The organism is Microbacterium wangchenii, from assembly GCF_004564355.1.
GTDB classification, from domain to species: Bacteria; Actinomycetota; Actinomycetes; order Actinomycetales; family Microbacteriaceae; genus Microbacterium; species Microbacterium wangchenii.
This window is the reverse complement of sequence record NZ_CP038266.1, coordinates 3,010,434-3,028,649: the sequence shown is the minus strand read 5'-3', so window position 1 is coordinate 3,028,649 and position 18,216 is coordinate 3,010,434. Positions and strand designations below refer to the sequence as shown.

Sequence of the window (18,216 nt, the reverse complement as noted above, 5' to 3'; positions counted from 1 at the left end):
GGATGAGGCATCCGTCAGTGTCGTGACCGTGCGACGAGCGCGCACACCAGCGCGGCGGCCGCGGCGCACGTTCCGACCACGGCCATCGGCAGTGCCGTGCCTTCGCCCCACAAGCCGACGATGGGGGAGATCGACCCGCCGAGGGCGAACTGCGTCGCGCCCAGCAGCGCCGCCCCGGCGCCGCGGGAGGTCGGCCCGGTGCGTGCGAGGGCCAGCGCACTGGCGTTGGACATGATCAGCCCGGCGCCGCCAGTGATCACGAAGGCGTAGGCGATGAACAGGGCCGCCGAGAGCGCGCCGGTGGCCGCGAGCGCCGTCATCGCCGCGCCGGCGGTAAGGGTCGCGGCGACCCCGATCAGCAGCATCCGCTCGGGTCCCACCCGTGGAGCCACGCGCGCGTTGACGAGGTTCACGCACACGAGGGCGACGCCGCCGGCGGCGAACGACAGCGAGTACAGCAGCGGCGAGAGCCCGAGCATGACCTGACCCACGAAGGGGGAGGCCGCGATGTAGGCCATCATGCCGGTGAACCCGAGGCCGAACACGACCACGTACGCGGTGAACGACGCATCGCGCGCGAGCTGCCCGAACCGCCGGAAGACGGAGAGGACGGTCCCGGTGTGCCGGCTCTCCGGGGGCAGCGACTCGGGCACCACGACGGTTGCCAGCGCCAGCATCAGCACGGCCGCCAGCGCGAGGGCGGCCAGCACGCCCCGCCATCCCGCGATCGGGGCGATGAGGCCGCCGATGGGCGGAGCCACCACGGGCCCGAGCGCACCGACCGTCGCGATGAGGCTCAGGGCGCGCACCGCCGTGGCACCCGTGCTGAGGTCGGCGGCGATCGCCCGGGCGATCACGACGCTCCCCGCTCCCGCGAACCCCTGGAGGAGGCGCAGGCCGATGAGCACCTCGATCGACGGGGTGAAGACCATCGCCACGCTCGTCGCAGCGAACAGCGACACCGCCGTCAGCAGCACGGCGCGGCGCCCCCAGCGGTCCGAGAGCGGGCCCAGGACGAGTTGCCCGGCACCCATGCCCGCCAGGAACGCCGTCAGGGTCAGTTGCACGGAGGGGGCGTCGGTGCGCAGGTCGCCGGTCATGTCGGTGAACGACGCCAGGTACATGTCCGTTGCCAGCGGCCCCACGGCGGAGAGGAAGCCGAGCACCGCCAGCAGGCCGGGGGTGAGCGAGCGGGGGCGCCTCATGTCCTCGCTCCGCTCACTGATTCATCCTGGCATCCGCGAGCGGGTCGGATGGATCCTCCGCGTGCGCGTCAAGCCCCCGTGCCCGGTGCCGTGACCTCCTTACGCTCGGGGGATGGCGAACACGGAGAAGAGCGCACCCGACGACCGGCACGACGACGTCGTGGCGGAGCAGCAGATCGTCGAGCCGCCGGCGGCTCCGCAGGAGCAGATGGAGTCCGGCGCGGACGGCGCCGGCTCCGGCGACGACTGATCGTCGCAGGAGCGCCACTCACCGCGTGGGGCGTGCGCTGCGACGGAGCATCGCGATCAGGACGACGCCGGTCACCACGTGCATGAGCGCCAGTGTCAGCTTGGTCGCGTCCGTCGCCTCCAGGAAGAGCAGCGGCGGCAGGGACAGCAGCAGCACGGCGACGGCCACCGCGGTCCACACCCGCCGTGGGCGGGGGGTGAATCGCTCCGCCAGTGCGAGGGCGCCCCATGCCGCGAGGGCCAGGGGGAGTGCGCTCGCCACGACCAGGGCGGCTCCGATGCGAAGCGTGCCGGCCGCCGGACTCGTGACCTCGAGACCGCCTCCGCCGGCCCAGGCGATCACCCACACGAGCAGCGCCGCGCACACGGACACGGCCACGGCCAGCGCGCGGTACGCCCTGCGCTGCCCGCGTGACACGGACACATCGACCTCGCTGTTCGTTCCCATCACGTTCCTCCCTGGACATCCGCTGCGTTGGGCACCGACGATACGGCCGAATACTTGAAGCGTCAACGTTTATGCTGGGGTGATGACGAATGAACCGCTGGGCCCCGAACTGAGCGTGCTGCAACGCACCGCGTGGATCCGCTTCGCCATCGTCGCGCACGGCATCCCGGCGGAGCTGAACTCCCGCCTGCTCGCCCAGCAGGGAATCGGTCAGTTCGAGTTCCTCGTCCTGAACCACCTCCACCTCAGCGAGGACCGCTCCATGCCGATGTCGCGCCTGGCCGTCCTGATGGCCTCGTCGCTCTCGCGCCTGTCGCACGTGGTGTCGAGGCTGGAGTCCGACGGGCGGGTGGCGCGGAGTCGCTCGACGCAAGACGGGCGGGTCGCCGTCGCCACCCTCACCGACCGGGGAGAGGAGCTGTTCCGCACCGCTGCACCGGGGTACCTCGCGGCCGTGCACGAGCTGTTCTTCGACCGGCTCGATGATCACGACCTGGCACAGCTCGACCGACTGGTCGCGAAGCTGCTGCCGGGGGTGGATGCCGGCGGTATCCTGGCGCCCCTGGCCCGCGACGTGGGTGGCCGCACGCCGTCCGCCGGCTGACGGATCAGCCGGCGGCGGTGGATGCCTGCCGCGCGCCACCGGCCGGCGCCGTGGCGAGCAATCGTGTGATGTTCTCCTGACGCAGGGTCCACAGGGCCCCGTGGATGGCTGCGCCCGTGATGCTGGCATCACGCTCGGTCTGCGTCTTCGCGATCGTCAGGCTGTCGGTGATGTGGGGGATGGAGCGGGCGAAGAGCACCTCGCGTATTCCTGCCATCAGGTGGTCGCCGGCGAACGCGAGGAATCCTCCGACGACCAGCACCGAGGGATTGAGCAGCGTCACGCAGGAGGTGAGGACATCGCCGAGGTCGCGTCCGGCACGACGGAGCACATGCGCCGTCGTGACGTCGCCGTCGCGGACGAGGGCGAACAGGTCCTGGGCGTTCTCCGCCTGCACCCCCCGCGAGCGGAGCTCGCTGAAGATGGCATCCGAGCTCGCCACGGCGACGAGGCATCCGGTGTTGCCGCAGTTGCACGGAACGTCGGCGTCGGGGCGACGCACCGGGAGGTGGCCGATGTCGCCGGCGAGGCCGTGAGCACCGGAGTAGGCGGATCCCCGGAGGATGAGCCCGAGGCCGATTCCGTTGGAGGCCGTGACGAACATGAGGTCCTCGGCCGACGGATAGTGCGCGGCTTGCTCGCCGATCGCCATCAGGGTGGCGTCATTGTCGATGAGGATGTCGACGGCGAATCGCGCCCGCAGCCACGGCTCGAGCGCGAAGGCGGACCAGTTCGGCATGGGGCTCACGTTGAAGATGAGTCCGGTCGTGGGATCGATCGGGCTCGAGACCCCGACCGTGATGACCGCGACGGGCCCGTACTCGGCCGGCAATTCCCGGATGAGCCGTTCGAGCTCCTCCGCTGCGCGGTCCAGCACGACCTCCGGCCCGTCGCTGAGTCGGATGTCGAATCGCTCGCGAGCCAGGATCCCGCTTCCGAGGTCGGCGACCGCGACCGTGCAGTGTCGGCGCCCGATCTGCATGGCGCCCACCGTGCGCGCCCGGTCGTTGAGGGCGAACCTCGTGGATGGTCGGCCCCCGGTCGATGATCCCTCGCCGACTGCCGCGACGAGTCCGGCTCTGCGCAGAGCGTTGATCCGGTTGAAGACCGTCGAACGCGATGCGCCCGTGAGGCGAGCGATCTCGGCTCGTGTCCGAGGGGTGCGGTCCGCCAGGAGCTTGAGCAGGTCCACTGCGCCGGCATCAAGGCCCACGGCGTCCTGAGGGTGGCTCATGTCGGGAGTTTACGCACCGATCAGTCCGACGAGGCGGCCTTCATGCCGGCAGCGAGCCGCTGCATCCGTTGTGGGTGCCTGATTGCCTCAAATTTCCGCGAAGGGAAGAGCTTTTGCTTGTTTACAAGACATAAGCGTGCCAGCATTCACGTGGACGGTCCGTCCGGTGCGGAGGAAGGGCAATCATGAGCGTCGAGGTCGGCATTCAGCTGTACTCCGTGCGCAACGCGATGGCCGTGGATCCCGAGGGGACGCTGGCGCGCCTGGCCGGACTCGGGTTCACCCGCGTGGAAGGCGCCAATCACGAAGCAGACACCGATCCGGGGATCGGGTTCGGGATCTCGGTCGATCGCCTGGCTGCGGTCCTCGAGGCCAACGGGCTCTCGATCGTCGGGAGTCACATCAATCCCCTCGACCTCTCCCAGCTGGGGCCGACGCTCGACTTCCATGCCGGCATCGGCAGTCCGGGCATCGGATGCGACATCGAGTTCTACCCGTATGGCGACATCGACTACGTCAAGCGGCGCGCAGACGCGTTCAATCGCGTGGGGGAGCTGTGCGCCCAGCGCGGGATGGTCTTCTACTACCACAATCACTTCCAGGAGTTCCAGGAATTCGACGGCACACCCGTGTACGAGCTGATCCTGGAGCACACCGATCCTGCGCTCGTGAAGATCGAGATGGACACGTTCTGGGTGTATCGCGGCGGCCACGATCCGCTCGAGTGGATCCACCGGTATGCCGACCGCGTGATCCTCACCCATCAGAAGGACTTCCCTCGTGACTTCTCTGAACCTCTGAACCTCTACGACGGCATCGTCGATCCGCGCGAGAACATCACGCTGGAACGCTTCCTGGAGGTCAAGAACCCGTTGTCCTTCGTGGAGATCGGAACGGGGACCCTCCCCATCCAGGACATCATCACGACGCTGGCCGAGCTGCCATCCTTCCGCTGCATGGTGCTGGAGCAGGACTTCAGCACGAACGAAGATCTCGAATCCGCGCGCATCAGCCGAGACGCGTTCAGCCGTCTGCGCGGCACGGAGCTGGAATCGCGCGCCTGAACGCCGACTGTTTCGGAGGGGAGCTCCCATGAGCGCGACGGTGTTCAGGTGGGGAATTCTCGGCCTGGGAGAGGTCGCCGAACGCTTCGCCGAGCAGTTGCCGCTCAGCGCGTCCGGGCGGCTTGCCGCCGTGGGCAGCCGCGACGGCACCCGCGCCGCGGCGTTCGCTGCACGACACGGATCAGCGCAGACGCGTGCCTACGGGTCGTACGAGGAGCTGATCGCCGATCCCGGGATCGACGCGGTGTACGTCTCCACCGTGCACACAGAGCACGCCGTGTGGAGCGTGCGGGCCGCCGAAGCGGGCAAGCACGTCCTGTGCGAGCAGCCGCTGACCGTCACGTTCGCTGAGGCGATGGCTGTGCACGAGGCTGCCCGGCGAGCGGACGTGGCGCTCGTCGAGGCGTACATGTACCGGTACCACCCCCAGACCGAAGAGGTCCTGCGTCGCGTCGCCGAGGGGGAGATCGGCGACCTGCAGCACATCGAGGCCGGGTATCTCTTCCAGGCGGGCAACCCCGCGGGCCGGCTGTTCGACCCCGAGGTCGCCGGGGGAGCGATCCTCGACGTGGGCGGGTACGCGGCCTCGATGGCACAGGCCGTCGTCTCCGCGACCGGCCGCAAACCCGATCCGGTCACGCTGACCGCTCGGGCGTCCCTGCACCCCTCGGGGGTCGATCAATGGTCGACCGCTTCGCTGACCTTCGCCGACGGCATCACCGCCCACCTGACGAGCGCCATCTCGCTCGAGGACACTCCGCCGCTGCGGATCTGGGGCTCGGAGGGCGTCATCGAGGTTTCCCAGCCCTGGACCGTCCTGCCCGGCGAGCGGCCGACCTTCACGGTGGCGCGCGCCGGTGAGGGGCGACGCGCCGTGGTGTGCGAGCCGGCCGCGGTGTATGCGCGGGAGGCCGACGCGGTCCACACTGCCGCCGAAGCCGGTTTCTCGCCGGATGCGGCGAGCACAGCCATCGCGCTGGCGCAGCTCCTCGCCCGGTGGCGGGCCGCGGCCGGCGTCCGCTACCCGTTCGAACACGACGACGCGTTCATCCCCACTGTCGGCAGGCGGCCCCTCGTCCGCGGAGACCACTCGATGACCTACGGGACGATCCCCGGCGTGGACAAGCCCATTTCGCGTCTCGTCTTCGGCTGCGACAACCAGCGCGACCTCGGGTTCGCGAGCGTCGTGTTCGATGACTTCTTCGAGCGCGGCGGGAACGCGTTCGACACCGCGTATGAGTACGGCGATCGGCTGCAGCAGAAGCTGTTCGGGCAGTGGATGGCCAATCGGGGCGTGCGTGAGGAGGTGTTCGTGATCGGGAAGGGCGCGCACACGCCCTACTGCGATCCGGAGAATCTGGAGTCCCAGCTGCTGGAGACCCTCGAGGATCTTCAGACGGACCACCTGGACCTGTACTTCATGCACCGCGACAACGAAGAGATCCCCGTGGGGGAGTTCGTGGACGTCCTCGACCGCTACCACCGAGCCGGGGCCATCCGTGCCTTCGGCGGATCGAACTGGAGCAGGGAACGCTTCGACGCCGCCAACGAGTACGCGCGGGCGAACGGCACGCAGGGCTTCACGGCGCTGAGCAATCACTTCGGGCTCGCGGAAGCCTATGCACTGCCCTTCCCTGGGAGTCGGCACGTCACCGACAGCGCGTCCAAGCGGTGGCTCGAGGAGGCTCAGATCCCGCTGTTCGCGTGGGCTTCGGGTGCGCGGGGGTTCTTCAGCCGCGCCGACCCCGCCGACCTGTCCGATCCGATCCTGGTGGAGTGCTACTACAGCGAGCAGAACTTCGAAAGGCTCCGGCGTGTGCGAGAACTCGCGGACAACCTCGGCGTCTCCCCGACTGCGGTCGCCCTCGCCTACGTGTTGACGCAGAAGTTCCCCACGTTCGCCCTGATCGGGCCGCGCACTCTCGCTGAGACGAGAACCTCGACGGCAGCGCTGGACATCGACCTGGACGACGCCACGATCGCGTGGCTCGACATCCGCGAGGCGTAGGGGTCGTCCCCGCAGCCGGCGGGGGACAGGTCACAGCGTCCGATGGGTGAAGCGCCCTCCGAGCATGGTGGCAGCCACCGGCATCGACCGCAGCTCGTCGGAGGTGCAGTGGAAGGGGTCGCGTTCGACGACGATCAGGTCGGCCGGCTGACCGACCTGGACGCGTGTGCGTGTGGACGCCGCCAGCGCCGCTTCCACACTGATCGCCTGCTCCGGATGCCACGGGGGGCGGCCGTCGCGGGAACGGTCGACCGCAGCGGCGAGCGTCACCCACGGATCCAGCGGAGCCACGGGTGCGTCCGAACCCAGCGCCAGCTCCGCACCGGCATCCAGCAGGGTCTTCAGCGCGAAGGAGCGAGCAGTCTTCCCCGCCCAGTACCGATCGGCCACGTCGCGATCGTCCATGGCGTGCTCGGGCTGCACGCTGGCCACGACGCCGAGCTTCGCGAACCGGCCGACGTCGGACTCGTCGAGGAGCTGGGCGTGCTCGATGCGCCCGCCGATCCCGAGGGCTTCGAAGGCGTCCAGCGCCAGGGTGTTCGCTCTGTCGCCGATCGCATGCACGTCGGGGACGAGCCCCGCTTCCGATGCGCGCCGCATCAGCGGGACGAGCCGCTCGGGCGGCACTTCGAGCAGTCCGCGGGAATTCGGCTGTCCTTCCAAGCCCGGGTATTCGTCGTGGCAGAAGGCCGTGCGGGTGTTGAGCGAACCGTCCGTGAGCACCTTGTACCCGCCCACGGTGACCAGATCGTTGATCGCCATTCCTGTGCGCAGCCCCATCCCGATGGCACGCTCGAGGTCTCGCGTGTAGATGCCGAACTCCACCCGCAGCGATTCGAACCCGTTCGCGGTGCGCCGGACCCAGGGGTCGAGATTCCATGTCATCTCCAGGTCGACGACACCGACGACACCCCGCCGCGCGGCCTCCACGCCCGCAGTGGCCGCCCATGCATCGAGGGTGGCCTCGGGAACCGTGCCGATGCGGCGGGTGACCTCGAACGCCGGCTCCTCCTGCAGGAGACCGGTGGGGTGATCTGCATGCCCGTACCGCTCGAGGGCCGCCGAGTTCAGCCAGGCGGTGTGGAGGTCGGCGCTCACCAGCACGACAGGGTGGCGACCGGCCGCGTCATCCAGCGTGGTGCGGGTGGGAGCATCCGGCCACAGTCCGTCGCGGAACCCGAACCCGATCAGCGGAGATTCGGCGCTGTCGGCCAGAGCGGTGGTGACGAGCGCGGCTGCCTCGGCGGCGGACCTCGCCCCCGACAGGTCGACCCTTTGCTGCACCATCGCCCACTGCGTGAAATGCACATGGTTGTCCCACATGCCGGGAAGGAGGATGCGGCCGTCGAGTTCCACCTCCTCGGCCGACCGCTCCAGGCCTGCGCCGATCTGCGTGATGGCCCCGTTCTCGACCCGCACGTCGAGAACGTCACCACCGCCCACCCACGCGTTCCGGAGCACTGTGGTCATGACCGTCCCTCCCCACATCGGGCGTGTCTCAGCATCTCCGGACTTATGCCTGAAAGGTAGACAAAGGTCCGGGCGTGTGTCAATCTTCGTGCGTGGCAATCGAGGGCGAACGCCGGCTGTGTGCTCCTGCGTCGAAGTGGTCGAGCGCAGCGGCATCGCGTTGCCGTGTCCCCTCGGAAGTGCGCCCCGGCGCACGTAACATCCAATGCAGGAGGGCGGGCCGCAGCGCTGCGCACCCGGCCTGCACCTGACCACCAGGGAAAGGACAGCGACAATGATGCGCACCACGAAGACAGGGATGTCTCGGGCTGCCGGACTCGGCGCCGCGGTGGCGATCACCGCGGTCACCCTCGCCGGATGCGGTCGAGCCGACGACGGCGCGGGCGCATCCGGCGCATCGGAGGGGGTCAGCGACGGGCCGGCGACCGGCACGATAGAACTGTGGGCCGCCGGAGCCGAGGGCGAAGAACTGCCCGAGCTGTTCGACGCCTTCATCGAAGACAATCCGGACGTCGACATCAACATGACGCCGATCCCCGAGGAGGACTTCGTCACGAAGATGACGGCGGCCATCGCCGCCGGCACGGTGCCCGACCTCATCTACGTCTTCGCCGAGCACCAGCCCGCCCTGTTCGCGACCGAGGCCTTCGCGCCGGTGCCCGACGGCCTCGTCGACGAAAGCGCGTTCTTCGAGTCGGTGTGGGAGACCGGTCAGGTGGACGACGTCGCCTACGGCGTTCCGTGGTTCACCTACGCGCGCGTGTTCCAGTACCGCGCCGACCTGGCGGAGGCGGCAGGCGTGGACGCCCCCGAGAACTGGGACGATCTCCGCGAGTTCGCCCGAACGCTCAAGGACACCGGCGTCGCCTACCCGCTCGGGTTCTACGTCGTGCCGTTCGACGAGTACACCGCGGCGCAGTTCGATACCTTCGCGCACCAGAACGGCGGGGGGATCATCGACGACGACAACTCGGCCTGGACCATCAACTCCCCGGAGAACGTGGAGGCGCTGGAGTTCTACAGCTCCTTGTTCGCCGACGGGTTCGTGTCGCCGGACGGTCCGACCTCCGTGGACTCCGTGGCCTACCTCACCGAAGGACGCCTCGCCGGCGTGCTCAACGGGCCGTGGCTGCGCGGCTGGATCAAGGATGCCAACGGTCAGGAGTGGCTCGACGCGCACATGGCTGCGCTCGTCCCGCCGGCCGGGCCCGACGGGGAGCGCGCAGCATCCATCGGCGGAGGCAACTGGGCGGTCCCAGAAGACGCCGACAACGCGGACGCCGCCTGGAAGTTCGTGCAGTACGCGTCCGAGCCTGAGGTCCAGCTGACGTGGTTCGGGCTCATGGGCAATCTGCCGACGGTCAAGGTGGCGTGGGATGACCCCGCCATCGCCGACGACGAGGCGCTGGACGAGGTGCGGGCGGCGATGGAGTTCGGCGTCCCCATCCCGGCGGTGCCGACGTGGAATCAGGTGGGCAAGATCCTCGGCGAGCAGATCGAGCGTGTCGTGCGAGGTGGGGCGACGCCGCAGGAGGCGCTGGACACCGCACAGGCCGAAGCCGAATCGATCGGCGTCGGGCGGTAGTCGTGTCGGCCGTGGCGACCACGACGCCGGAAGAGCGGGCGCCGTCCCCTCCCTCCGGCGGCCGGGGGTCGCCGCACCGTCACAAGCCGCGCTCGAGCGTTCTCCGCAGGTCCCAGACCCGTGCGGCGTGGATCTTCCTCGCGCCGTTCCTGCTCATCACGGCGGTCTTCACCGCGATCCCGGTGGTCGCGGCACTGGGGATGAGCCTCACGGATCTGACCTCGCGCGACATCCGGACGCCGCTGGCGGTGGATTTCGTCGGCCTGGAGAACTTCGTCGACGTCCTGACGGACGTGGCGTTCCAGAGATCGATGCTGAACACGGCGATGTTCGTTCTGCTGAGCGTGCCGCTGAACCTCGTCCTGGGCCTCGCCCTCGCGCTGCTGCTGAACCGCGGCATCCGGCGCCTGCGGACCTTCTTCCGCGCCGCCGCCTACCTGCCGGTCATCACGAACATCGTGGCCGCCGCCGTCATCTGGCAGTACGCCTTCGCTCCGCGCGGACCGGTCAACGCGGCCCTGGAGAATCTCGGCACGGGCGGGCTGAACTGGCTGGGCGAACCGCCGTCGGCGGTCGCGGCCATCGTCATGCTGGGCGTGTGGCGCAACGTCGGCACGTGCATGGTGCTGTTCCTCGCCGGACTCCAGTCGATCCCGGAGTCGGTGTACGAGGCGGCCGCCGTCGACGGTGCGACTGCACCCCGCAGGTTCTGGTCCATCACCCTCCCGCTCCTGCAGCCGACCACGCTGCTGGTGACGGTGCTCATGACGGTGTCGTTCCTGAGCATCTTCGAAGAGCCCTACCTCCTCACCGCGGGTGGCCCGCTGGGCTCCACGCGCTCCATCGCGCTGTGGGTCTACGAGCAGTTCGGCTTCGGCAACACCGCCGCGTCGATGGCGGGATCGTTCATCCTGATCGCCTTCGTGTCGGTGGTGGCGGTCGTGCAGTTCCGATTCCTGAGGGGGAAGGATTGAACAAGACCTCCCGCCTCGCCACCACCGTCATGTACGCGGCGACGATTCTCGTCGTCGCGGCGCTCCTGCTGCCGTTCGTGTGGGTGGTCTTCGGCTCGTTCAAGACCCAGGCCGAGTTCATGTCCGACCCCGGCGCGTGGTTCCCCCGCGGATTCCCCGTCGACAACTACGTCGACCTGTTCGTGGAGGAAGGCTTCGGGCGCTACTTCCTCAACAGCGCCATCGTGTCGGCGGTGGCAGTCTCGGCGAACGTGCTGCTCAGCTCGATGGCCGGCTACGCCCTGGCCAAGCTCGACTTCCGCGGGAAGAACCTGATCTTCTCGATCGTGATCTTCGCGTGGATCGTGCCCTACGTGGCGATCTTCGTTCCGCAGTTCCTCATCATCGTGCAGCTGGGGCTCGTGGACACGCTCGCGGGGATCATCGCGCCGATCCTCGTGTCGCCGCTGTCGGTGTTCATCATGCGGCAGTTCGCCTACTCGCTGCCCAACGATCTCCTGGAGGCCGCGCGAGTGGATGGTGCGGGGGAGGGGCGCCTGTTCTTCCAGATCTTCCTTCCGCTGTCGGGGCCCGCCGTCGCCACCATCGCGATCCTGTCGTTCCTGGGCTCGTGGAACTCCTTCCTCTGGCCGCTGATCGTCGCGCAGAGTCAGGGCACCTTCACCCTGCCGGTCGCGCTGGCCGTGGCATCCCAGGCGTCGAACACCACCGAGTTCGGCCTCCTGCTCGCCGGCGCCGTGGTCGTGCTGCTGCCGGTGCTGATCCTGTTCCTCTTCCTGCAGCGGTACTTCATCCAGGGTGTCGCGACGGCCGGTTTGAAATAGGAACGCGCCGTGGCCGAGCCGGTGAGGCTCGGCCACGGCGCGCGTGGCGGGGCAGCCCGTCGGCCCGAGGCCGTGGGCGGCGGTCAGGCCGTGACCAGTCGGTCGGTCTCCCGGGACTGCGGCAGAGCCACCGGAGACTCGACGGGGAGGTTCGCGTCGCGCACCTCCTTGTACTGGGGCAGGTGGGTGTACAGCTCGTCGCGCAGCGGGTTCTTGTGCAGCTTGACGATCGTGTGCAGCTGGTAGGCCGCCACGGCAACGTTGGCCGCCAGCGACAGGGCCGACACCACGAACAGCGCGGTCGGGTTGTGGGAGGACTGCACGGCGAACGGCGACGACGTCACGAACGTCGGAACCGCCATCGTGAACATCATCCACAGGGCCAGCGTGTGGGCGCGGTGCTGCAGCCACGCACCCTTCTTGATGAAGAAGGCGGGGATGGTGCAGGAGATGAGCAGGGCCGCACCGGCGTAGAAGGAGTGGTCGCCGACGCAGTTGTAGACGTAGGCGAAGTTCCACAGGTCGTAGGCGATGATCCAGAACCACATCATGTCGGGCCAGATCATGTCCTTGGACTTGTCGCTCGACACGATGATGCCGGCCCAGCCGCAGATGGTGATCAGGTTGAGGATCCCGGCGATGGCGTTCATGTAGTTCCAGGGGCCGCCGACCATGAAGACGCCGTCGTGCATGCCCTGCAGGCCGGCCACCTCGAAGTCGCGGATGACGGCCTCACCGATGTTGATCGCGAGGATCAACGGCGGGAACAGCAGCATCCACCGGTTCGCGGCCAGACGCGGGATGTAGCGGATGAGCATGAAGCCCAGGCACCCGATGAGGGCGGAGTACACCTTCACCCAGTGGAACCAGGTGCCGGTCGATGACCCCTCTCCGGCCGTCGTCGGCCACACGAAGATCGTCAGGACGAGGGGCAGCACGACGAAGAAGCCGATACCGGCCCACTTCCAGCGGCGCGTCACCTCGTTGAGTGCGATGAGGGCGACCAGGACGACGCCGAACATCGCCCAGGAATACCAGGGAATCGATTCGTACAAGAACATGTTTCGGACCTCCGGTTCCGCGGCCCGCGGCATGCGTGCCGTCTGTGATATCCACGGTATAAATCCCTGTTCAGCTGGTCATTAGACACCTTCGGAGAAGTGTCCAGAACGGTGCGGTGGTACCGTCGGGCATGGCCCACGCGACCGCCGAGGAGCACCGGCATGGACGTGCGCGCGAAGCGCTGGCGGCGGCGCTGAAAGCCCGCCTGCGGACCGAGCCGCTGGACCGGGTGACGGTCACCGAGCTGACGCGCGACTGCGGGCTGACCCGGCAGGCGTTCTACTACCACTTCCCCGACGTGCGGCAGCTCGCGGTGTGGGTGTTCGAGACCGAGGTCGCCGGCCGGGTCCGTGCGTTCGCGTCCGAACTCGGCTGGGCCGACGGCCTCGTCCGGTTGATGCGGTACATGCGCGACAACCGCTCGTCGACGCTGGGGGTGCTGGACGGGCTGGGCCGGTCGGGGCTCGAGCGCTTCCTGTTCGGGCAGATGCGGCCCATCACCGAGGCCGTGATGGACCGGGAGGGCGGCGGGCCGGTGCGCGCGCAGGACCGCGTCCTGGTGGTGGACTTCTACACCTCAGCGGTGCTCGCCGTGGTGCTGCGGTGGGTCGCGGACGGCATGGTGGAGCACCCCTACCGGGTGGTCGGCGATCTGGAGATCATGCTGCACGGAGCGATGCGGGAGTCGGTGCGCCGGCTCGACGAACGTGCCGCGCCCGGGCGGGGTCAGGGGCGCGGGTGAGAGAGGACCGCGTCAGACCGCCTGGCGCTGCTGAAGCAGGGGGCACTCGAACGGGTCGCGCTCCCCAAGGCCCACGCGATTGATGTAGCGGACCACGATCGCATACGACTGCCACAGGCCGGTCTGCGTGTAGGTGACCCCCTTCTCGCGGCAGTACGCCGCGATCATCGCCGAGGCCTTGCGAAGGTGCGGCCGGGGCATGGAGGGGAACAGGTGGTGCTCGATCTGGTAGTTCAGCCCGCCCATCGCGGTGTCCAGCAGCCGGCTGCCCCGGGTGTTGCGACTCATGAGCACCTGCCGGCGGAGGAAGTCGCCCTTCACGCCGGCCGGAACGAGCGGCATCCCCTTGTGATTCGGCGCGAACGACATTCCCATGTACACCCCGAACACTCCGAGCTGCACGCCCAGGAAGGCGAAGGCGATCCCGGGGGAGAGGACGACGAACACCAGCACCAGGTAGCCGATGATGCGCACCAGGAGGAAGGTGATCTCCACGGGCCGTCGCCGCAGGGGTTCACGGGAGAACACCCGGCGCACACCGGCGGCGTGCAGGGAGAGGCCTTCGAGCAGGAGGATGGGGAAGAAGAAGAGCCCCTGGTGGGCCATCAGCCAGCCCAGCGGCCCCTTTCGTCGCTCGGCCGCCTGATCCGCCGTGAAGGAGATGACCGGCAGCTCGATGTCGGGGTCTGAGCCGATCTTGTTGGGATTGGCGTGGTGCTTGGTGTGCTTGTGCTGCCACCAGCCGTAGCTCATCCCCACGAACAGATTGCCGATGATCAACGACGTCCAGTCGTTCCACGTGCCCGAGCGGAAGATCTGCCGGTGGGCGGCGTCGTGCCCGAGCATGGCGATCTGCGTGAACACGACGGCCAGCACGGCGGCGGTGACCAGCTGCCACCACGAATCGCCGATCCAGACGAACGCGAGACCCATCGCCGCGATGACGACCGGGACGGCGAGCAGTTTCGTCCAGTAGTAGCCGTACCTGCGTCGCATCAGTCCGCTGGAGGTGACCCGGCGCGAGAGCTCGGTGAAGTCGTTTGCGAGCTTCGGCGTGGTCGACCGCACGGCTGCGGCGGAGGAACCGGGGAGGATGTCGGTCATGGTGACCCCTTGTCGGGATGAGGGAGGCGCGGAAGCCTCGGGGGAACGACGGGGTCTGGGCCGATCGGTGTCAGCCTAGGGGCGGCGGCTCCGCACGAGAAGCCCTTGGCGAGGATGGTCGGCGGACTGTCAGCGGTCGTACGCCATGGCGGCGATCGGGGGCTCAGCTCGGCGAAGGGCCGGTTCGGTGCAGGAGCGGCAGCAGCATCTCGGTGAGCGCGCGCTCGGTGGCGCCCGGATCCAGGTCGCCGTCGATGCGGAGCACGCGCCATGTCGTGGCATCGCAGAGCGCCACGATCTGCGCCGAGCGGCGGGCGCGGGTCGCCTCGTCCAGCTCGGGATCGAGGTGTGGGGCGAACGTTCGTCGGCACCAGTCCACGTGATACGCCCGGCCGCGCCCGGCGATGTCCGCAAGCCCTGGCACGAGGGGCGCCTCCGCGTAGGTCTTGAGGATCAGCAGCCCATACTCCTCGTAGTGCGCCACGAGGGCGCGGATCGTCTCGGTCGGCGTCGACCGCGCCGCGGCCTCACGTGTCGCGGCGATGCGCGCGAGTTCACGCTCCACCGTCGTGGTCATCAGCCCGGGCTTGCTTCCGAACCGGCGGATGACCGTCTGCACCGTGACGCCGGCATCCGAGGCGACGTCCTCGAGGCGGACGCGTTCGTACGGCGTGGTGCGCAGCCGCGCGAGCATCGCGTCCACGATCCGCTCCGCGGTCGACTCGGCCGCATCCGCCCGTGCCGACATGCGATACGTGCGGGTTTTCATGTTAATTACGCTAACATCAAAATGTGGAAGCCTTCATCGAGCACGCTCGGCGCGTCCCCACGCGCCTCGGCTCCCTGTTCGTCCGGCGGGTCGGCCGTGGCGTCCCCACGGTGCTGTGGTCGTCGATGTTCGTCGACGGTCACACGTGGGACCGGCTGCTGCCCCTTCTGCTGGCCGATGCTCCGGGGCGGGAGTACATCGTGATCGACCCGCCGGGGCTCGGCCTCAGCGAACCTCTGCAGCGCCGCACCACCATCGCCGAGGCGGCCGGTGCCGCGCGCGACGCCCTCGAGGTGCTCGGGGTGGGCGAGCCGGTGGACTGGATCGGCAACGCATTCGGAGGTCATGTCGGATACGAGCTGGCCACAGATGCGTCGGTGGTACGGAGCTTCGTCGCGATCAGCGCACCCGTCGAGCCGCTTCCTGCGGAGCTCCGGCGGAAGATCGCCCTGCTGCATCCGCTCCTGCGCCTGGCCGGCCCCGTCCGTCCCGTGGAGAACGCCATCGTGGCGGCGATGCTGACGTCCGACTCTGCGAAGGACACCGGCATCCTGCGCGTCGTCATGGAGAGCCTGGCGCGACCGACGCGCGCAAGCCTGAGCTTCGCGCTGCGCTCCTTCATCATCGATCGCTCCGATGTCACCGACCGCCTCGCGCGCATCTGCGCACCGAGCCTGTTCGTCGCCTCCGACGACCGCGGCGACTGGAGCCCGGCCGACGCCCGGCGGGCCGCCGACCAGGCGCCGAACGCTCGATCCGTCACGATCGCGGGTGCACGGACCCTCATCCCGCTCGAGCAGCCGGCCGCGCTCGCGCGAGCGATCGTGGACTTCTGGCGCGCCGGAGCCGGCGAGCCGTCTCAGCGGTAGTTGATGAACTGCAGGTCGACGTCCAGGTCGGCGGCCTTGAGGATGCGGATGACCTCCTGGAGGTCGTCACGGCTCTTGGACTGCACGCGCAGCTCGTCACCCTGGATCTGGGACTTGACCGACTTGGGGGCCTCGTCCCGGATGAGCTTGCCGATCTTCTTGGCGTTCTCCTGAGAGATGCCCTCCTTCAGCGTGGAGACGATGCGGTACTCCTTGCCGCTGGCGGTGGGCTCACCGGATTCGAGGCTCTTCAGGGAGATCCCGCGCTTGATGAGCTTCGTCTGGAAGACGTCGAGCACCGCCTTCGCGCGCTCCTCGGAGTTCGCCTTGATGAGGATGGACTCCCCGCTCCACTCGATCGAGGAATCCGTGCCCTTGAAGTCGTAGCGCTGCTCGACCTCCTTGCGGGCCTGGTTGAGCGCGTTGTCGGCTTCCTGCCGATCGATCTTGGAGACGATGTCGAATGAGCTGTCGGCCATGACGCGAGTTTAGCCGGGAGGGTGCCGCCGGACATCGGCGAGGCGCCCCGCGGTGCAAGCGCTTCCGCCCAGACGGATCCATCACGTCTTGATATCGAATGGGCGTGCGCGTTGCGCGGCCCTCGCCGCTCGCCCAAACTGTAAGCGCTTGCATAACGAGCCGGGGTCGACGGTGTCCGCCAGTGCGCTGACAGCGGGGACTCCTTCTGACAGAGAGGCACACACCGATGAAGGTGAACACCAAGGGAGCGCTCGGGTTCGGCGCACTCCTCGCGACCGGCGCCCTGCTCCTCGCCGGATGCGCCGGCGGCGGCGGGGACGACGAAGGTTCGAGCGGCGGCGGCGACGCGTCGGCGAAGCTGACCGTCTGGGTCGACGCGAACCGCGTGGACGCGCTCAAGGACGTCGCGGCCACCTTCGAGGAGGAGAAGGGCATCGAGGTCGAACTCGTCCAGCGCGACTTCACCAAGATCCAGGCCGACTTCGCCGCTCAGGTCCCCACGGGCAAGGGCCCCGACATCACCGTCGGCGCGCACGACTGGCTGGGCGGCTTCGTCCAGGACGGCCTGGTCGCCCCGATCGAACTCGGCGACAAGGCCGCCGATTTCCAGGAGGTCGCCATCCAGGCCTTCACCAACGAGGGCAACGTCTACGGCCTGCCCTACGCGACCGAGAACCTCGCCCTCATGCGCAACGTCGACCTCGCCCCCGAGGCCCCGACGTCCTTCGACGACATGATCGCCAAGGGAAACGCGGCCGGCGTGCAGTACCCGTTCGTCGTGGGCCTGGACCCGGCCAACGCCGACCCGTACCACCTGTACCCGTTCGAGACGTCGTTCGGAAACTCCGTCTTCGCCCAGAACGCCGACGGCAGCTACGACGGCTCGCAGCTGACCATCGGCGACGAGAGCGGACTGGCGTTCGCGTCGTGGCTGGGCCAGCAGGGTGCCGCCGGCACCATCAACCTGAACCTGACGCAGGACCTCTCCAAGGAGGCCTTCAACTCGGGCCAGACGCCGTTCATCCTCACCGGCCCGTGGAACGTCGCCGACGCCGAGGCGAAGGGCATCACGGTCGCCATCGACCCGATCCCCTCCGCCGGTGGCCAGACGGCCAAGCCGTTCGTCGGTGTGCAGGGCTTCTACCTCAACGCCAAGTCGGACAACGCCCTCGCGGCCAACGAGTTCCTTGTGAACTACCTGGCCACCGAGCCGGTCCAGACCGCCCTGTACGAGGCGGGCGACCGCCCGCCAGCCCTGACTGCCGCGTACGAGAAGGCCGCGAGCGACCCGATCATCGCCGGGTTCGGTGCGGTGGGCGCCGAAGGTGCGCCGATGCCGAGCATCCCCGAGATGGGCGCCGTGTGGGAGTTCTGGGGCGTCGCCGAGGTCGCGATCCTCAAGGGTGAAGACCCCGCCGCCACCTGGACCAAGATGGCGGAGGACATCCAGGGCAACATCGGCGGCTGAGACTCCGCGTCTCTCCGCCCACGGATGGGGCGGTCTTCGGGCCGCCCCATCCTCACC

18 protein-coding genes are annotated in these 18,216 nt (G+C 68.7%); 10 read left to right on the top strand and 8 right to left on the bottom strand.

What is annotated here, in order from left to right:
• Positions 1-14: 14 nt before the first annotated feature.
• Positions 15-1,205, bottom strand: coding sequence for a multidrug effflux MFS transporter (locus tag E4K62_RS14695; RefSeq protein WP_135068705.1), 1,191 nt, complete (start codon positions 1,203-1,205; stop codon positions 15-17).
• Positions 1,206-1,317: 112 nt separating this feature from the next.
• Here E4K62_RS14695 and E4K62_RS18745 point away from each other — a divergent pair, with 112 nt between their 5' ends.
• Positions 1,318-1,455 carry a hypothetical protein gene (locus tag E4K62_RS18745; protein ID WP_167747804.1) on the top strand — a complete coding sequence of 46 codons (138 nt, stop codon included), beginning with the start codon at positions 1,318-1,320 and terminating at the stop codon, positions 1,453-1,455.
• 18 nt (positions 1,456-1,473) lie between these two features.
• On the opposite strand, the gene E4K62_RS14690 is transcribed toward E4K62_RS18745, so the two are convergent.
• The gene (locus tag E4K62_RS14690; protein ID WP_135068703.1) at positions 1,474-1,902 is read right to left on the bottom strand and encodes a DUF6069 family protein; all 429 of its coding nucleotides are present in this window, start codon (positions 1,900-1,902) and stop codon (positions 1,474-1,476) included.
• 82 nt (positions 1,903-1,984) lie between these two features.
• Between E4K62_RS14690 and E4K62_RS14685 the strand changes: the two genes are divergently transcribed.
• On the top strand, positions 1,985-2,506 hold the full coding sequence (locus tag E4K62_RS14685; RefSeq protein ID WP_135068701.1) for a MarR family winged helix-turn-helix transcriptional regulator: 522 nt from the start codon (positions 1,985-1,987) through the stop codon (positions 2,504-2,506).
• 4 nt (positions 2,507-2,510) lie between these two features.
• On the opposite strand, the gene E4K62_RS14680 is transcribed toward E4K62_RS14685, so the two are convergent.
• Positions 2,511-3,740 carry an ROK family transcriptional regulator gene (locus E4K62_RS14680; RefSeq protein ID WP_135068699.1) on the bottom strand — a complete coding sequence of 410 codons (1,230 nt, stop codon included), beginning with the start codon at positions 3,738-3,740 and terminating at the stop codon, positions 2,511-2,513.
• Positions 3,741-3,925: 185 nt separating this feature from the next.
• On the opposite strand from E4K62_RS14680, the gene E4K62_RS14675 reads away from it, so the two are divergent.
• Positions 3,926-4,804, top strand: coding sequence for a sugar phosphate isomerase/epimerase family protein (locus tag E4K62_RS14675; RefSeq protein WP_135068697.1), 879 nt, complete (start codon positions 3,926-3,928; stop codon positions 4,802-4,804).
• A 28-nt stretch (positions 4,805-4,832) separates the two neighbouring features.
• Complete coding sequence (locus tag E4K62_RS14670; RefSeq protein ID WP_135068695.1) at positions 4,833-6,812, top strand: aldo/keto reductase; 1,980 nt, start codon at positions 4,833-4,835, stop codon at positions 6,810-6,812.
• Between the two features lie 30 nt (positions 6,813-6,842).
• Here the strand turns inward: E4K62_RS14670 and E4K62_RS14665 are convergent, their stop codons facing one another.
• On the bottom strand, positions 6,843-8,282 hold the full coding sequence (locus E4K62_RS14665) for an amidohydrolase (protein ID WP_135068693.1): 1,440 nt from the start codon (positions 8,280-8,282) through the stop codon (positions 6,843-6,845).
• A 298-nt stretch (positions 8,283-8,580) separates the two neighbouring features.
• Here E4K62_RS14665 and E4K62_RS14660 point away from each other — a divergent pair, with 298 nt between their 5' ends.
• The 3 genes from E4K62_RS14660 to E4K62_RS14650 are packed head-to-tail and all read left to right on the top strand — an operon-like array spanning position 8,581 to position 11,665.
• Positions 8,581-9,867 (top strand): extracellular solute-binding protein, encoded by a 1,287-nt coding sequence (locus E4K62_RS14660; RefSeq protein ID WP_167747803.1) that lies wholly within the window; start codon positions 8,581-8,583, stop codon positions 9,865-9,867.
• Positions 9,868-9,878: 11 nt separating this feature from the next.
• Positions 9,879-10,841 carry a carbohydrate ABC transporter permease gene (locus E4K62_RS14655; protein WP_135068689.1) on the top strand — a complete coding sequence of 321 codons (963 nt, stop codon included), beginning with the start codon at positions 9,879-9,881 and terminating at the stop codon, positions 10,839-10,841.
• Positions 10,838-11,665 carry a carbohydrate ABC transporter permease gene (locus E4K62_RS14650; RefSeq protein ID WP_240742709.1) on the top strand — a complete coding sequence of 276 codons (828 nt, stop codon included), beginning with the start codon at positions 10,838-10,840 and terminating at the stop codon, positions 11,663-11,665. The genes E4K62_RS14655 and E4K62_RS14650 overlap by 4 nt, the downstream gene beginning before the upstream one ends.
• An 83-nt stretch (positions 11,666-11,748) precedes the next feature.
• On the opposite strand, the gene E4K62_RS14645 is transcribed toward E4K62_RS14650, so the two are convergent.
• Positions 11,749-12,726 (bottom strand): DUF5692 family protein, encoded by a 978-nt coding sequence (locus E4K62_RS14645; protein ID WP_135068687.1) that lies wholly within the window; start codon positions 12,724-12,726, stop codon positions 11,749-11,751.
• A 131-nt stretch (positions 12,727-12,857) separates the two neighbouring features.
• Here E4K62_RS14645 and E4K62_RS14640 point away from each other — a divergent pair, with 131 nt between their 5' ends.
• Positions 12,858-13,469, top strand: coding sequence for a TetR/AcrR family transcriptional regulator (locus E4K62_RS14640; RefSeq protein WP_135068685.1), 612 nt, complete (start codon positions 12,858-12,860; stop codon positions 13,467-13,469).
• A 12-nt stretch (positions 13,470-13,481) separates the two neighbouring features.
• Here E4K62_RS14640 and E4K62_RS14635 read toward each other — a convergent pair whose 3' ends face one another.
• Together E4K62_RS14635 and E4K62_RS14630 are read right to left on the bottom strand one after the other, a co-directional pair.
• Positions 13,482-14,573: a fatty acid desaturase family protein gene (locus tag E4K62_RS14635; RefSeq protein ID WP_135068683.1), complete on the bottom strand. Its 1,092-nt coding sequence runs from the start codon at positions 14,571-14,573 to the stop codon at positions 13,482-13,484.
• Between the two features lie 163 nt (positions 14,574-14,736).
• Complete coding sequence (locus tag E4K62_RS14630) at positions 14,737-15,342, bottom strand: TetR/AcrR family transcriptional regulator (protein ID WP_135068681.1); 606 nt, start codon at positions 15,340-15,342, stop codon at positions 14,737-14,739.
• A gap of 23 nt (positions 15,343-15,365) precedes the next feature.
• On the opposite strand from E4K62_RS14630, the gene E4K62_RS14625 reads away from it, so the two are divergent.
• Positions 15,366-16,211, top strand: coding sequence for an alpha/beta fold hydrolase (locus tag E4K62_RS14625; protein ID WP_205805780.1), 846 nt, complete (start codon positions 15,366-15,368; stop codon positions 16,209-16,211).
• On the opposite strand, the gene E4K62_RS14620 is transcribed toward E4K62_RS14625, so the two are convergent.
• Complete coding sequence (locus E4K62_RS14620; RefSeq protein ID WP_135068679.1) at positions 16,202-16,690, bottom strand: YajQ family cyclic di-GMP-binding protein; 489 nt, start codon at positions 16,688-16,690, stop codon at positions 16,202-16,204. The genes E4K62_RS14625 and E4K62_RS14620 overlap by 10 nt on opposite strands.
• Before the next feature lie 227 nt (positions 16,691-16,917).
• Between E4K62_RS14620 and E4K62_RS14615 the strand changes: the two genes are divergently transcribed.
• The gene (locus E4K62_RS14615) at positions 16,918-18,159 is read left to right on the top strand and encodes a sugar ABC transporter substrate-binding protein (protein WP_135068677.1); all 1,242 of its coding nucleotides are present in this window, start codon (positions 16,918-16,920) and stop codon (positions 18,157-18,159) included.
• The last annotated feature ends 57 nt before the right edge of the window (positions 18,160-18,216 follow it).